At 67.0% G+C, this 15,536-nt stretch carries 14 protein-coding genes; 6 read left to right on the top strand and 8 right to left on the bottom strand.

Annotation, left to right across the window (positions count from 1 at the left end; genetic code table 11):
* Positions 1-2: 2 nt before the first annotated feature.
* The 6 genes from IG171_RS06415 to IG171_RS06390 are packed head-to-tail and all read right to left on the bottom strand — an operon-like array spanning position 3 to position 5,736.
* A complete protein-coding gene (locus IG171_RS06415) occupies positions 3-1,265 on the bottom strand; it encodes a SufS family cysteine desulfurase (RefSeq protein ID WP_212130713.1) in 1,263 nt (420 codons plus the stop codon).
* Positions 1,265-2,023 (bottom strand): Fe-S cluster assembly ATPase SufC, encoded by a 759-nt coding sequence (gene sufC, locus IG171_RS06410; protein ID WP_212130711.1) that lies wholly within the window; start codon positions 2,021-2,023, stop codon positions 1,265-1,267. The genes IG171_RS06415 and sufC overlap by 1 nt, the downstream gene beginning before the upstream one ends.
* A gap of 27 nt (positions 2,024-2,050) precedes the next feature.
* Complete coding sequence (locus IG171_RS06405; RefSeq protein ID WP_212130709.1) at positions 2,051-2,374, bottom strand: non-heme iron oxygenase ferredoxin subunit; 324 nt, start codon at positions 2,372-2,374, stop codon at positions 2,051-2,053.
* On the bottom strand, positions 2,371-3,546 hold the full coding sequence (gene sufD, locus IG171_RS06400) for a Fe-S cluster assembly protein SufD (protein ID WP_212130707.1): 1,176 nt from the start codon (positions 3,544-3,546) through the stop codon (positions 2,371-2,373). The genes IG171_RS06405 and sufD overlap by 4 nt, the downstream gene beginning before the upstream one ends.
* 43 nt (positions 3,547-3,589) lie before the next feature.
* Positions 3,590-5,020 (bottom strand): Fe-S cluster assembly protein SufB, encoded by a 1,431-nt coding sequence (sufB, locus tag IG171_RS06395; RefSeq protein WP_212130705.1) that lies wholly within the window; start codon positions 5,018-5,020, stop codon positions 3,590-3,592.
* The gene (locus IG171_RS06390; RefSeq protein ID WP_212130703.1) at positions 5,017-5,736 is read right to left on the bottom strand and encodes a helix-turn-helix domain-containing protein; all 720 of its coding nucleotides are present in this window, start codon (positions 5,734-5,736) and stop codon (positions 5,017-5,019) included. The genes sufB and IG171_RS06390 overlap by 4 nt, the downstream gene beginning before the upstream one ends.
* Positions 5,737-5,839: 103 nt before the next feature.
* On the opposite strand from IG171_RS06390, the gene IG171_RS06385 reads away from it, so the two are divergent.
* Genes IG171_RS06385 through IG171_RS06375 form a run of 3 tightly spaced genes read left to right on the top strand, consistent with a single transcriptional unit; the run spans position 5,840 to position 8,396 of the window.
* Positions 5,840-6,757, top strand: coding sequence for an ABC transporter ATP-binding protein (locus IG171_RS06385; protein WP_212130701.1), 918 nt, complete (start codon positions 5,840-5,842; stop codon positions 6,755-6,757).
* Entirely contained in the window at positions 6,754-7,485 is a 732-nt protein-coding gene (locus tag IG171_RS06380) for an ABC transporter permease (RefSeq protein WP_212130699.1), read from the top strand. The genes IG171_RS06385 and IG171_RS06380 overlap by 4 nt, the downstream gene beginning before the upstream one ends.
* 8 nt (positions 7,486-7,493) lie before the next feature.
* Positions 7,494-8,396: a COX15/CtaA family protein gene (locus IG171_RS06375; RefSeq protein ID WP_212130697.1), complete on the top strand. Its 903-nt coding sequence runs from the start codon at positions 7,494-7,496 to the stop codon at positions 8,394-8,396.
* 406 nt (positions 8,397-8,802) lie between these two features.
* Here the strand turns inward: IG171_RS06375 and IG171_RS06370 are convergent, their stop codons facing one another.
* Both IG171_RS06370 and IG171_RS06365 read right to left on the bottom strand, forming a co-directional pair.
* Positions 8,803-9,789 (bottom strand): heme o synthase, encoded by a 987-nt coding sequence (locus tag IG171_RS06370; protein ID WP_212130695.1) that lies wholly within the window; start codon positions 9,787-9,789, stop codon positions 8,803-8,805.
* Between the two features lie 95 nt (positions 9,790-9,884).
* Positions 9,885-10,412, bottom strand: coding sequence for a hypothetical protein (locus tag IG171_RS06365; RefSeq protein ID WP_212130693.1), 528 nt, complete (start codon positions 10,410-10,412; stop codon positions 9,885-9,887).
* A gap of 248 nt (positions 10,413-10,660) precedes the next feature.
* On the opposite strand from IG171_RS06365, the gene tkt reads away from it, so the two are divergent.
* The 3 genes from tkt to IG171_RS06350 are packed head-to-tail and all read left to right on the top strand — an operon-like array spanning position 10,661 to position 15,470.
* Positions 10,661-12,742 carry a transketolase gene (gene tkt / locus IG171_RS06360; protein WP_212130691.1) on the top strand — a complete coding sequence of 694 codons (2,082 nt, stop codon included), beginning with the start codon at positions 10,661-10,663 and terminating at the stop codon, positions 12,740-12,742.
* Complete coding sequence (tal, locus tag IG171_RS06355; RefSeq protein WP_212130688.1) at positions 12,739-13,842, top strand: transaldolase; 1,104 nt, start codon at positions 12,739-12,741, stop codon at positions 13,840-13,842. Before tkt ends, tal begins: the two co-directional genes overlap by 4 nt.
* Entirely contained in the window at positions 13,839-15,470 is a 1,632-nt protein-coding gene (locus tag IG171_RS06350) for a glucose-6-phosphate isomerase (protein WP_212130686.1), read from the top strand. The genes tal and IG171_RS06350 overlap by 4 nt, the downstream gene beginning before the upstream one ends.
* Positions 15,471-15,536: the final 66 nt, after the last annotated feature.

Here is a 15,536-nt window from a genome sequence, read left to right as displayed (position 1 = left end):
CTTCACGCTCCCTCTGCCGCCACTCCGAAGAAGGGGCGGACCTCGGCCAGTGCGCTCAGGAAGCGCCGGCAGTCCTCGGCGTTGTTGTACAGATACGTGCTCGCTCGGGTCGAGGCGGTGACACCGAAGCGGCGGTGCAGCGGCTGGGCGCAGTGGTGTCCCACACGCACGGCCACGCCCTGAGAGTCGAGGTACTGTCCGACGTCATGGGCGTGGACCCCGTCGACATCGAAGGCCACGGTCCCGATCCTCGTCTCCGCGTCGCCGAGGACCCGGATGCCGGGGATCTCGGCGATGCCGTCGAGCAGGATGCGGGCGAGCTGACGTTCGTGGTCGAAGATCTCCTCGAGCCCCACCTCGGCGAGGTAGCCGACGGCGGTGGCGAAGGCCGCGACCTCGGCCACCGGCTGGGTTCCGGCCTCGAATCGCTGCGGGGCGGGCATGAATCCCGATTCCTCCATGCTCACCGAGGTGATCATCGAGCCTCCGGTGAGCACCGGCGGCAGCGCATCGAGCAGTCCGGGCCGGCCCCACAACACTCCCAGGCCGGTGGGTCCGAGCGCCTTGTGGGCGGAGAACGCGGCGAAGTCGACGTCGAGGTCGGTGAAGTCCACGGGCATGTGCGGCACGGACTGGCAGGCGTCGAGGACGACGTACGCCCCGACCTCGCGGGCCCGGGCCACGAGCCGCTGGACCGGATTGACGGTGCCCAGCACGTTCGACACGTGGGTGAAGGCCAGCACCTTCGTCGTTTCGTCGACGATGTCGGTCAGGCGGCTGAGATCGAGTTCACCGGCATCGGTCACCGGCAGCCAGCGCAGCTGGGCTCCGGTGGATGCGGCCAGCTGCTGCCAGGGCACGAGGTTCGCGTGATGTTCCATCTCGGTGATCACGATCGAGTCCGCAGGGCTCAGGGCGAAGCGTTCGGCGGCCTCTCCCCCGAACCCGTGGCTGGCCCGGTCGATGCCGAGTGCCACGATGTTGAGCGCCTCGGTCGCATTCTTCGTCCAGCACACCTGCTCCGCATCCCCGCCGACGAGACCGGCGACGGCGATGCGGCCGTTCTCGAAGGCGTCCGTGGCCTCCACGGCCAGGGAGTGGGCGCCCCGGTGGACGGCGGAATTGCGCTGCTGGTAGTACTCGACGAAGGTGTCGATGACGCACTGCGGCTTCTGCGAGGTCGCCCCGGAGTCGAGATACGACAGCGGCGACTTCCCGATCCTGGCATCCAGGATCGGGAAGTCGCCTCTCAGACGTGAGAACATCAGACGCCGGCGGTGAAGAAGCGGTCGTAGCCTTCGTTCTCGAGGCGATCGGCCAGTTCCGGTCCGCCTTCCTCGGCCACCTTGCCGTTGATGATCACGTGGACGTGATCGGGCGTGATGTAGTTGAGGATGCGGGTGTAGTGGGTGATGAGCATGACGCCGACGTCGGTGACGCCCTTGACCCGGTTGACGCCTTCGGACACGATCCGCAGGGCGTCGACGTCGAGGCCGGAGTCGGTCTCGTCGAGGACGGCGAACTTGGGCTTGAGCATCTCGAGCTGGAGGATCTCGTGGCGCTTCTTCTCACCGCCGGAGAAGCCCTCGTTGACGTTGCGGCTGGCGAACGCGGGGTCCACGCGCAGGTCCTCCATCGCCTGCTTGAGATCCTTCGTCCACGTGCGCAGCTTCGGAGCCTCACCGTCGATGGCGGTCTTGGCCGAACGGAGGAAGTTCGTCACGGTCACACCGGGAACCTCGACGGGGTACTGCATGGCCAGGAACAGACCGGCCTTGGCACGCTCGTCGACGGACATGTCGAGCACGTCCTCACCGTCGAGGGTGACCGAACCGGAGGTCACCTCGTACTTCGGGTGCCCGGCCAGGGCATAGGCCAGGGTGGACTTGCCGGAGCCGTTGGGGCCCATGATGGCGTGGGTCTCGTTCGAGCTGATCTCGAGGTTGATCCCGTTGAGGATGGGCTTGAGCCCGGTATCGGTGGTGACACCGACGTGCAGGTCTTCGATCTTGAGAGTGGACATAATGAACCCTTTTCTTCGGTCGTTAAGTCAGTTGAGAGTTGTGTTCGGATCGACGAGGATGCGCCCGGCGATCTCCTTGCAGTCATAGACCGCCACGGGCTCGAAGGCCGGCGGATTCACCGGCTTGCCCGAGTTGAGGTCGAACTGCGACCCATGCAGCCAGCACTCGATGGTGCAGTCCTCGACATCGCCCTCGGCCAGCGACACCTCGCCATGGGTGCACAGGTCGTCGATGGCGTGGATCGTTCCGTCGGAGTCGCGAGCGATGCAGATCTCGAACTCGCCGACTTCGATGCGCATGGTCGCGCCGGGCCCCACCTCGTCGGTGGCCGCCACGTCGATCATGGTCACAGGACGCTCCGGGACAGCTCTTCCTCGATGCGCTCGTTGAGCACATCCTCGATCTCGGGCACCTGGATCTTCTGAATCACCTCGTTGAAGAATCCGCGCACCACGAGCTGGCGGGCGACCTCCTCGGGGATGCCGCGGGACATGAGGTAGAACAGGTGCTCCTCATCGAAGCGTCCCGTCGAGGAGGCGTGGCCGGCACCGGCGATGTCGCCGGTCTCGATCTCGAGGTTCGGCACCGAGTCTGCCCGGGCCCCATCGGTCAGGATGAGGTTGCGGTTGAGCTCGTAGGTGTCGATGTCGAGAGCCTCGGGGCGGATGAGCACATCGCCGATCCAGACGCTGCGCGCGTCCTTGCCCTGGAGTGCGCCCTTGTAGTGGACGTTCGAGGTCGCCTTCGGCGTGTTGTGGTCGATGTAGGTCCGGTGCTCGAGGTGCTGACCGGCGTCGGCGAAGTAGAGTCCGAGCAGCTCGGCCTCTCCGCCCGGCGCTGAGTAGCGCACGTTCGTGTTCAGGCGCACGATGTCACCGCCGAGGGTGACGTGGATGTGCTTGAACTTCGCGTCCTTGCCCACGATCGCATCGTGCTGTCCCATGTGCTGGGTGCCGTCGTCCCACAGCTGCAGGGACACGAAGGTGACATCCGCGCCGTCGCCGACGACGAGGGAGACGAGCTCCGAATAGCGGCTCAGTCCCTCGTGCTCGACGACGATGGTCGCCTTGGCGTTCGCGCCGACGGAGACGACGACGTGGCCATGGGTGACCTGGTCGCCCTGGCCGTCGGCGTGGATGATCGCGGCTTTGTCCAGCTGCGTGTTCGCCGGCACCGAGTAGTGGGTGACGACGGGGGCGCGCTTGGCGGCGACGACCGAGGGCCGGTCCTCGGGCTCGAGGATGCCCAGCTCCTGGGCGGCCTCGAGCGAGATCTCCTCGACCGACAGGCCCTCGGGCAGGTCGGAATCGATCTTCAGCCGCGCCTCGGTGGCCTCATCGGTGAAGAAGTCGCTGAGCTTGCGCACCGGGGTGAAGCGCCATTCCTCTTCGCGTCCGTTCGGGACGGCGAAATCGGCGGGGTCGAAGCTGCGGGTGCGGTCATCGCGCTTCGACAGCGGAACGTGGACGTCCGCGCCGTGCGAGTGCTCCGAGACTCCGAGTGGGTTGGTGGTATCTGTCACGTGAAAACTCCTTGTCAGGCAGGTCGGTGGTGGGCGAAGCGGATCAGCCCACTGCACCTTCCATCTGCAGTTCGATGAGGCGGTTGAGCTCGAGGGCGTACTCCATCGGCAGCTCACGCGCGATCGGCTCGACGAAGCCGCGCACGATCATCGCCATCGCCTCGGTCTCCTCCATGCCGCGGGACATGAGGTAGAACAGCTGATCCTCACTGACCTTCGACACGGTCGCCTCGTGACCGAGAGTGACATCGTCTTCACGAATGTCGATGTAGGGGTATGTGTCCGAGCGGGAGACGTTGTCGACGAGCAGGGCGTCGCACAGGACATTGTTCGACGAGCCTTCCGCGCCCGGGTGCACGTGCACGAGACCGCGGTAGCCGGCGCGACCGCCGCTGCGGGCGACGGACTTCGACACGATCGACGAGTGCGTGTTCGGTGCGGCGTGGACCATCTTGGCACCGGTGTCCTGGTGCTGTCCCTCGCCGGCGAACGCCACGGCCAGGGTCTCGCCGCGAGCGTGCTCGCCGGTCATCCACACGCCCGGGTACTTCATGGTCACCTTCGAGCCGATGTTGCCATCGACCCATTCCATCTGCGCGCCCTCCTCGGCGATCGCCCGCTGGGTGACGAGGTTGTAGACGTTGTTCGACCAGTTCTGGATCGTCGTGTAGCGCACGTGGGCGTCCTTCTTCACGATGATCTCGACGACGGCCGAGTGCAGGGAGTCGGTGTTGTAGATCGGAGCGGTGCAGCCCTCGACGTAGTGGACGTGGGAGCCCTCGTCGGCGATGATCAGCGTGCGCTCGAACTGACCCATGTTCTCCGTGTTGATGCGGAAGTAGGCCTGCAGCGGGATCTCGACATGGACGCCTTTGGGCACGTAGATGAAGGATCCGCCCGACCACACGGCGGTATTCAGCGCGGCGAACTTGTTGTCTCCGGCCGGGATGACCGAACCGAAGTACTCTTCGAACAGCTCGGGATGCTCACGCAGACCGGTGTCGGTGTCGAGGAAGATGACGCCCTGGGACTCGAGCTCCTCGTTGATCTTGTGGTAGACGACCTCGGATTCGTACTGCGCGGCGACGCCGGCGACCAGACGCTGCTTCTCCGCCTCGGGGATGCCCAGGCGGTCATAGGTGTTGCGGATGTCCTCGGGCAGGTCCTCCCAGGTCTGGGCCTGGCCCTCGGTCGAGCGCACGAAGTACTTGATGTCGTCGAAGGGCAGGGTCGACAGATCCGCGCCCCAGCTGGGCAGCGGCTTCTTGTCGTAGAGTCGGAGGGCCTTGAGTCGACGCTTGAGCATCCACTCCGGTTCTTCCTTGAGCCTCGAGATGTTGCGGACGACGTCCTCGTTCAGACCGCGCTCGGCGGTCAGTCCCTTGTCGTCTTCGTCACGCCAACCGTATGCGTAGTGCCCGAGGTCCTTGAGCTCGGGATTCGCGTCGATGATCCGATTGCCTGTGTCAGTCATCGTGAACCTCCTTGAGGTCGATCATTGCTGTGGATGAGTGGTCTGGTCAGTTCCGAGGTCGGGATGTGGGTGGTGCACACGTGGTCTCCCTGAGCCAGCGAGGACAGCCGTCTGACGTCCACGCCGAGGTAGTCGGAGAACATCGCGAGCTCGGCCTCGCAGATCTCCGGGAACTCTGCGGCCACGGCCTGGATCGGGCAGTGCCCCTGACACAGCTGCATCGCCTCGAGAGGGGTTCCGGCCGCAACCGGTGTCGCCGAGGCGGCGTACCCCTCCCGTGTCAGTGCAGTCGCCAGCGCTCGGGAACGCGAGGCCACGGTGGTCCCACCGCGCTTGTCGAGTTCGGGTCCGAGCCGATCCCGCAGACGGGCCACGAGGTCCTCGGTGAAATCCTCGACGGCCGACTTCCCGTGTCGATCCTCCATGAAGCGGAGGATGTTGACGGCCAGTTCATCATAGGAATGGCTGACCGAGTCATGCCCGGCCGTCGTGACCACATAATGCCTGGCCGGACGTCCTCTGCCCGCCTGCTTGCCGGCGAGTTCGCGGACCTCGATGAGGCCCTCGCTCTCCAGCGCATCCAGATGACGACGGATCGCCGCCGGGGTCAGGTCGAGGGCTTTGGCCAGTGACGAAGCTGTGATCGGGCCGTCGTCGAGCACCGACCGGAAGACCTTCTGCCGGGTTCGGCGGTCCTCCGTGTCGTTCGCAGCCATAATCCACCTCCTTGACTAACACAACACTATTGTTGCGTAATTTGTTTCGTAAAACTAGGTGAGCCTAACCATGTACGCATTCGACGGGTCGTAGAATGGTGGGGTGTCATCTTCGGCCCTGACCATTCGCGGTCTCCAGTACTCCTACGGCGCGCACCGCGTCGTCGACGGAATCGACCTGACCGCGAACTCCGGCGCCGTCCTCGGAGTCCTCGGGCCCAACGGCGCCGGCAAGTCCACGACGATCTCGCTGGCCGTGGGCACGCGCCGGCCCGACGCCGGCACGGTCGAGATCTTCGGACACGACCCTGTCCGCGAGCATGTCACGACCTCGCAGCTGGCCGGGGTGATGCTCCAGGACGGCGGCCTGCCGATGAGTTCGAAACCGCTGCAGGTGCTGCGGCACCTCGCCTCCCTCTACCGCGATCCGCTGCCCGTCGACGAACTGGCCGGACCGCTGGGTCTGCACGACTTCGCCGGCCGCACCATGCGCCGACTCTCCGGCGGGCAGAAGCAGCGGGTCGCACTCGCCGCCGCCCTCATCGGTCGTCCGCGCCTGGTCTTCCTCGACGAGCCCTGCGCCGGACTCGACCCGCAGGCCAGAGAGGTCGTCCACACGTTCATCCGCCGACTCGCCGACCGTGGGGTCGCCGTGGTCCTGACCACTCACGATCTCGCCGAGGCCGAGGACCTCTCCGATGAGGTCGTCGTCATCGATCGGGGCCGGATCATCGCCCAGGGGGCGCCGGAGGAGCTGCGCAACGCCTCTGCCGATTCCCGCTCGCTGTCGATCAGGCTCGATCGGCCCGCCTCGGCGCAGCTGCTCTCGCGGATGAATGACATCGCCCCCACCTCGGTGCAGGGCACTCACATCGTCATCGAGAGCGCACCGAGTTCGGCCCAGATCGCGGCCGCGTGCTCAGCGGTCTCCGAGGCGGGCCTGGAGATCACGGAGATGGACATGCACGCCCAGTCCCTGGCCGAAGTCTTCTTCGACCTCACCGGGAGGCCCCTGCGATGAGATTGCGACGCATCGTCTCACAGACGAAGTTCGAGACCGTCTCCGTCCTCCGCAACGGCGAACAGCTGCTGCTGTCGATCATCTTCCCTCTCGGTCTGCTCATCTTCCTGGCCGAGACTCCCCTGCTCGCCGGTCTCGACATCATCGACTCCACGGCGGACCCGCTGAACATCGCCGTTGCCGGTGCGCTGAGCCTGAGCCTGGCCTCGAGCGCCTTCACCGGCCAGGCCATCGCCACCGCCTTCGACCGTCGCTACGGGGTGCTCAGGCAGCTGGCCACGACTCCGCTGGGCACGAACGGGCTCATCCTCGGCAAGCTCGGCGCCGTCATCGCGGTCGTGGTCATCCAATTCGCGCTCGTCTTCGCCGTGGCGGTCTGCCTCGGCTTCCGCGGTCCCGTCGATGTGCTCGGCCTCGTCCTGGCCACCGTGTTCGGCACCGCGTGCCTGCTCTCGCTCGGGCTGCTCATGGCCGGGACGCTGCGCGCCGAGGCGACCCTGGCGGCAACGAATCTCATCTGGGTGCTCATGGCCGGCGTCGGTGGTCTCGTCGTCGCGCATCCGGGAGAATGGGGAACGGTCGTGAGCTATCTGCCCTCCGGTGCGCTCGGCGACGTGATGCGCTCGGCCATCGGAGTCGGCGGCATCGACATCAAGGCAATCATCGTGCTCCTGATCTGGGGGCTGGTGGGGACGCTTGCAGCACGCAGGTGGTTCCGTTTCGAATGAGGAGTGAAGTGGTCACGAAGAAGATCCGCGTCGCCGCCTGGGCCATGCTCATCGCGCAGGCGGGAATCATCCTGAGCGGCGGCATCGTCCGGCTCACCGGCTCCGGGCTCGGCTGCTCGGATTGGCCCAAGTGCACCCCGGATTCGCTCGTGGCCACCCCGGCGATGGGCATCCACAGCTACATCGAGTTCGGCAACAGGCTCATCGCCGTGGTCCTGGCCATCCTCGGTGTCTGCATCGCCCTCATGCTGTGGAACCACCGCAAGAAGCGCCCCGACCTGTTCTGGCTCAACATCGGTCTGCTCGCCATCGTTCCGGTCCAGGCCGTGGTCGGCGGCATCACCGTGTGGACGAAGCTCAATCCGTGGGTCGTGGCCGGGCACTTCATCCCTTCGGCGATCGCCGTCGGCGTCGCGACCTATTTCGTCCGCCGCACCTATGACACCGGCGTCAGACTCACGACCAGGGCCTCGTCTCCGCTGCCGACGCTGGCCTGGATCATGCTCGCTCTGACGGCCGTCATCGTCGTCTTCGGTGTGCTCACCACCGGCGCCGGACCGCATTCGGGGTCGACCATGTCGACGCGCAACGGTCTCGACAACATCTGGATCACGCGCGCCCATGCCTTCCCGGTCTGGCTGCTCGTCATCACCACGGTCATCTCGCTGGTGCTGGCGAAGCGGAAGGCCCAGACGGCGATGGTCGCCCCGCTGACCGTTCTGCTGATCGTCGAGATCGCCCAGGGCCTGATCGGCTATGTGCAGTACTTCCTCGGTGTGCCCGAGGAACTCGTCGCCCTCCATATGGTCGGACTCGCGGCCACGATCGCCGCCAGCGTCGCCGTGCTGGACAGCGCCTACCCGCGAAGCACGCAGGCCGGGACCGAACGCTCCCTGACCGTGATGGCCTGACCCGCTGCTGCCACCGAGGCCCCCGGGGACCGCGTCTCCGGGGGCCTCGGTGTATTCGGCGCCCTCGCCCGCTGCTGCTTCGGTGCCTTCCTGCGGCTTCGGCGCCCTCCGCCGCGGCGAACCTCGGTGCCCGGAATGCTTCAGTTGCCCGCGCGGTGTCCAGCAGAACTGTCCGTCCCCTGCTGGTCCGTCCCTTGTCTCGGGCGCACTCCCACCGGGGTGGTCCGGCCGTCTCAGGCGCGTGCCGGCGGCGTGCCCGCCTGGATCGTCTTGAGCATGGGAAACGCTCGACCCCGGGTCCAGCCGAGGGCATGGACCCGGGGTCGAGGCAGGGACTCGATGATCGGCATCGACCGGTCGATCAGGACCGGGCACCGCCCATCCGGGAGCTTCCGCCCCCGAGCTGTCACCAGATGCCGGGGATCAGCGTTTCGACGAAGGGGTCGATGGCCACGGCCAGGAACAGCAGCGACAAATAGGTGATCGACCCGTGGAAGACCTTCATGGCCCGCAGGGAGGTGCCTTCCTTGCCCTTCTTGGCGCGCGAGACCAGCGAGTAGCAGGAGTACAGGAACCACGCTCCGGCAGCGACTGCGACGATGGTGTAGACGGGTCCCATGGGGGCGACCGGGATGAGAGCCAGAGAGCAGGCGATCATCGCCCAGGTGTAGAGGATCATCTGGCGGCCGACCGACGTGGGCGGCAGCTTCGAGGGCAGCATCGGGACTTCGGCGGCGTCGTAGTCGGCCTTGTACTTGATGGCCAGCGGCCAGTAGTGGGGCGGCGTCCAGAAGAACACGACGAGGAACAGCAGCACCGGTTCCCAGGCCACTCCCCCGGTCACGGCCGACCAGCCGATGAGCACCGGCATACAGCCGGCGGCTCCACCCCACACGATGTTCTGCGAGGTGCGGCGCTTGAGGATGAGAGTGTAGAAGACGGCGTAGAGCAGGATCGCGGTCGCGGTGAGGCCGGCGGTGACCCAGTTCGTGAATCCGCCGAGCCAGAAGATCGAACCGAGCCCGAGCGCGGATGCGAAGATCAGTGCGGCACGCGGGCTGATCTCACCGGTGACCAGCGGACGATCCTTCGTCCGCTCCATCTTCGCGTCGATATCGCGATCGACGTAGCAGTTGAAGACCGAGGCCGAAGCCGCAGCGGCGGCACCGCCGATGAGCGTGTTGATCACCAGCCAGATGTTCGGCAGACCGTGAGCCGCCAGGAACATCACGGGGGCGGTCGTGACCAGGAGCAGCTCGATGACGCGCGGTTTCGTCAGGGCAATATAGGCGCTGATGATCGATCGCGGTCGGGCGCCGAGACCCTGCTCGTCGATGGCCCTCTGCAGAGGTCGTTCACTCTGCTCTTCCCGGTTCTGACGAAGTTCCCTCACGCCGTCGATTCTACCCTCTGTCGAATTTTTTGCCAGTCGCGGGCGACCGTGTTGCGACGGACCCGGCCCATCCGGGGCAGGACCCTCTTCAGCGTTCACCGGCGAGCCGATTCGGAAACGATGTGGACGAGGAAGGCCACTGCGGCACAGACCGGGGCCAGCAGCACCACCTGCACGATGAGGGCGGAGACGAGGCTGAGCGAGGCACTCGAGAAGTCGGTGCCGAGCACCGTGACGTCGACTCCGACTCCCAGCAGACCCGTCACGACCGTGTAGACCAGGGTCGTGGTCCAGACCAATCCGCCGTGTCGGGCGGTGAGCATGACGAGGACCGCGGCGATGAAGGGAGTCAGCAGCATCAGGGTGAATGCCGCCCACAGAAGCAGCTCACCGACGTCGACGCCGCCGCGAAGGGGCTGGCCCAACGACGATGACACCGCGATCGTGATCAGGATGAACGAGGCAGGCACGATCGCACCGATGCGGGAGACGAATCGACGGGGGCCGCGGGTCGCGGCGGCCACCTCGGCGAGGACCGGTCGCCTGGCCGCTCCCGACTGCGGGTGCTCATCGGCTCCGCGGACGGCAGCGGTGTTCGTCACCGGATTCGCTCCCTCGCTCACCGTGTTCCTCTCACAATCCTCGGTCGACGTTCGGGGCCTCACGCGGTTGACGTTCGGGGCCCTCGCGAGCTCACAGCACGGGCCTTCCCACGGCCTGTGAACTGTATGCCAGACCACACTCTACCCGCCGGTAGCCGGAAAGTCCCGCGCTCGTTCTCCCACCTTGTGACAGCACTGCCCACATCAGGCATCCGTCGCGGTAGAGTTTGAGTGCACGCTCTCAGACGAACGAAGGATCGCTCGAAGACATGAACTCCCTGTCCTGGACTGAACTCGACAACCGCGCAGTCGACACCGCCCGCCTTCTCGCCGCCGATGCGGTCCAGAGGAAGGGGAACGGACACCCGGGAACCGCGATGAGCCTGGCGCCCATCGCCTACTACCTCTACCAGCACGGACTCACCCACGACCCGGCCGACCCGACTTGGGTCGGCCGAGATCGTTTCGTTCTCTCCTGCGGCCACAGTTCGCTCACCCAGTACGTTCAGCTCTATCTGTCCGGGTTCGGACTCGAGCTCGATGACCTCAAGGCGCTGCGCACCTGGGGTTCCCTGACGCCCGGCCACCCGGAAGTCGGACACACCTCCGGTGTCGAGATCACCACGGGACCCTTGGGCTCGGGACTCGCCTCGGCGGTGGGCATGGCCATGGCGGCCCGCCGGGAACGCGGACTGTTCGATCCCGACGCCCCTGCCGGCACCTCGCCGTTCGACCACTCGGTCATCGTGCTCGCCTCCGACGGCGACCTCGAGGAAGGCGTGTCCGGTGAGGCCTCGTCGCTGGCGGGGACCCAGGAACTGTCGAACCTGCTGGTGATCTGGGACGACAACAGGATCTCCATCGAGGACGACACCGCCATCGCCTTCGGTGAGGACACGGCCGCCCGCTACGCCGCCTACGGCTGGCACGTTCAGCACGTGGACTTCACCGCCGGCGGCGAGTACAAGGAAGACATCGAGGCCTTCCACGCCGCCGTCGAGGCGGCCCGCGCCGATTCTCGTCCCTCATTCATCCGCCTGTCCACCGTCATCGCCTGGCCGGCACCGAACGCCCAGAACACCGGCGGCGCCCACGGCGCCGCACTCGGTGAGGACGAGGTCCGGGCGACGAAGGAGATCCTCGGCTTCGACCCCGACGCTTCCTTCGCCGTCGACGATGAGGTCCTCGCCCATGCCCGCAAGGTCCGCGACCGCGGCCGCGCAGCCCATCTGGAATGGGACAAGTCTTTCTCCGCCTGGCGCAGCGCGAACCCCGAGGCCGCGGCCCTGTTCGATCGTCTGGCCAAGCGCGAGCTGCCGGCCGGTCTCGATGCGGCCTTCCCGGTCTTCGAGGCCAGCGAGAAGGGCATCGCCACGCGCGCGGCCTCCGGACAGGTGCTCAACGCCATCGCCGAGACCATGCCCGAGCTCTGGGGCGGGTCGGCCGATCTGGCCGGTTCGAACAACACCCTGATCAAGGGCGAGCCGAGCTTCCTGCCCGCGCACCGGTCGACCGAGGCCTTCTCCGGCCACGAGTACGGGCGGAACATCCACTTCGGCGTCCGCGAGTTCTCCGCCGGTCTCATCGGCAACGGCATCGCCCTCCACGGCGGCACCCGCCCCTACTGCGGCACGTTCCTCGTCTTCAGCGACTACCAGCGACCGGCGGTCCGCCTGGCCGCCCTGCAGCAGGTGCCGACCCTGTTCATCTGGACGCATGACTCGATCGGCCTCGGCGAGGACGGTCCCACGCACCAACCGATCGAACACCTCTCCGCGCTGCGCGCGATCCCCGGCCTCGACGTCGTCCGCCCGGCCGATGCGAACGAGACCGCGGTCGTGTGGCGCAAGATCCTCGACCGCACCGACGGGCCCAGCGGCCTCGTCCTCACCCGTCAGGCCGTTCCGACCCTCGACCGGGACAAGTACGCCCCCGCCGCTCAGGCGGCACGCGGCGGCTATGTGCTCACCGACACCGGTGACCAGCCCGAGGTCGCGATCATCGCCAGCGGCTCCGAGGTCGCCATCGCCCTCGAGGCGGCACAGACCCTGCAGGAATCGGGCACCGCGGCGCGCGTGATCTCCATGCCCTGCCAGGAATGGTTCGAAGCCCAGCCGGAGGAATACCGGAACACGGTGCTGCCGCGCTCGCTCCGGGCCCGTGTGAGCATCGAGGCCGCCTCGGCGATGAGCTGGCACAAGTACCTCGGCGATGCCGGACGCGCCGTGTCCATCGAACACTACGGAGCATCGGCGGACTACGCCACGCTCTACGAGAAGTTCGGCATCACCCCGGCGGCCGTCGTCGACGCCGCCGAAGAATCCATCACAGCAGCGAAGGCGGAAGCATGAGCGAATCTCTCAAGCAGCTGAGCCGACACGGGGTCTCCATCTGGCTCGACGACCTCTCCCGGACCCGGCTCGAATCCGGTGACCTCGCCCGGCTCATCGATGAATCATCGGTCACCGGCGTGACGACGAATCCGACGATCTTCGCGAATGCGATCTCCGCGGGATCGGACTACGATTCCGCGGTCGCCGAACTCGGCCGTCAGGGCTCGGACGTCGACTCGGCCATCGAGGCCCTGACCACCACCGATGTGGCCGAGGCCGCACGCCTGTTCCGTCCCGTCTACGACGCCACCGACGGCGACGACGGCCGCGTGTCGATCGAAGTCGCTCCCCCGCTGGCCCACGATGCCGCGGGCACCGTGGAATCGGCGAAGGCGCTGTGGGAGCGCGTCGATGAACCGAACGCGATGATCAAGATCCCCGCCACCGAGGCGGGACTGCGCGCGATCGCCGACACCATCGCCGCCGGCATCAGCGTCAACGTCACCCTCGTGTTCTCCCTGACCCGGTACCGGCACGTCGTCGAAGCCTTCCTCCAGGGCCTGGAGAAGGCGCGCGCGGCCGGACACGACCTGTCCACGATCCGGTCGGTGGCCTCGATCTTCGTCTCCCGAGTCGATACCGAGATCGATGCGCGCCTCGATGCCCTCGACGACCCGGCCGCGGCCGAGTTCAAGGGCCGCGCCGGGATCGCGAACTGCGTGCTCGCCCACGAGATCCACTCCCAGCTGTTCACCTCCGAGAGGTTCAAGGTCCTCGAACTCGCCGGAGCACGCCCCCAGAGGCTGCTGTGGGCCTCGACCGGGGTGAAGAACCCCGACTACGCGGACACGATGTACGTCTCCGGGCTCGTGGCCCCGAACACCGTGAACACCATGCCCGAACCGACCCTGCAGGCCTTCGCCGACCACGGTGAGGTCACGCAGGAGATCACTGCCGAAGACTACCGGGCCGCCGATGAGGTCTTCGACGCCCTGGCCCGGCTCGGCATCGACTATGCGGAGGTGATGACCGTGCTCGAAGAGCAGGGACTGAAGAAGTTCGACGTCAGCTGGACCGAACTGCAGGAAACCATCCGAACGGCACTGGACCGGTCATGAGACTCGCACTCGATGTCCCGGTCAGCGACGAATTCGAAGCCGAGGCGGCACGGCTCATCGATGCCCGTCTGCCCTCGCGGCTGCAGCAGCAGGACGCCGAGCTCTTCGACGGCGCCGAGGATGCGGCCGAGCGCATGGGCTGGGTGGATCTGCCGCACCAGGCAGAGGATCTTCTCACCAGGATCGAGGCTCTGCGGGCCGATCTGACCCAGCGCGGTCTGCGGACGATCAGCCTGGCCGGCATGGGCGGTTCCTCGCTGGCTCCCGAGGTCATGGCCGCGACCGCGGGCGTCCCGCTCGAGGTCGTCGATTCGACTGACCCGGACCAGATCGTCGAGGCGATCGGCACCGATCTGTCGAACACGGTCCTCGTCGTCGCGTCGAAGTCCGGGACGACTGTGGAGACCGATGCGATCCGTCGCAGCTTCGCCGCCGCGTTCGAATCGGTGGGCATCGATCCGGCTTCCCGGATGATCGCCATCACCGACCCCGGCACCGAACTCGACCGACTGGCCGACGAGGAGGGCTTCCTCGCGACCTTCCACGCCGATGAGACCGTCGGCGGCCGGTTCAGCGCCCTGTCCGCGTTCGGCCTCGTCCCAGCGGGTCTGGCCGGAGCCGATGTGCGCGGAATCGTCGCCGAGGCGGCCGCGGCCGCCGCCGACTTCGCAGCCGATGGCCTCGACAATCCGGCGCTGCGCTTCGGCACCTGGTTGAGCATCGGTCATGCGCGGACGACGGACAAGCTCGTGCTGACCGAAACCGACGCCGGACTGCGAGGCATCGCGGCCTGGATCGAACAGCTCATCGCCGAATCGCTGGGCAAGGACGGACAGGGGATCCTGCCCGTCGTCGTCGACTCGCCGGCTGACATCGGCTTCTCCGACGCCCGGGCCGACGCCCTGCTGTGCGTGCTCGGGCCCGCCCCCGACGACTCGGGTCTCGGCGCCCCCTCGGGCTTCGAGGCCACCGTATCGGGCGGTCTGGGCGAGCTGTTCCTGTTCTGGGAGTATGCCACCGCCATCGCCGGCTACAGCATCGGCGTCAATCCCTTCGACCAGCCCGATGTCGAAGAGGCCAAGGCCCAGGCGAGGCAGCTGCTCGATCAGCCCGCCACCGGCCAGTCGGCAGAAGCCGTGTTCCGGGAGGGCGAGGTCGATGTCATCGAGACCGTCGGCGAGGCCACGGATCTCGTCTCGGCGCTGCGGGAGCTGTTCGAACAGGTCGATGAGTACGGCTATGTCGCAGTCCAGGCCTACCTCGATCGGCTTGCCGATGCCGAGGCGGCCGAGCTGCGGCCCCTCGTCTCGGCCCATGCCGGCGTCCAGTCGACGTTCGGTTTCGGACCCCGTTACCTGCACTCGACCGGCCAGTACCACAAGGGCGGTCGCCCCAACGGCGTGTTCCTCCAGATCACCGCCGAAGCGCGCACGGACATCCTGGTGCCCGGGCTCGGGTACGGCTTCGCTCAGCTGCAGCGGGCCCAAGCCGCCGGCGATGCCGCCGCCCTGCGCAACCGGGGCCGGCCGGTGCTGCGTGTTCATCTGCTCGACCGCTCGCGCGGACTCGAGCAGCTGGCCGCGGCGATCACCGAGGTCAGTCCCCTCCACCACTTCGGCGTGGACTGACATCGACGTGGGCTGAACCTGCGCCGCACACACGTATCTGCGCCGCACACACGTAAACGACCCCGA

Origin of the sequence: Brevibacterium sp. SMBL_HHYL_HB1 (assembly GCF_018208375.1) — a bacterium.
Classification (GTDB): Bacteria; Actinomycetota; Actinomycetes; order Actinomycetales; family Brevibacteriaceae; genus Brevibacterium; species Brevibacterium intestinavium.
The sequence above is the reverse complement of the archived record's forward strand: the minus strand, read 5'-3'. Positions and strand labels throughout refer to the sequence as shown.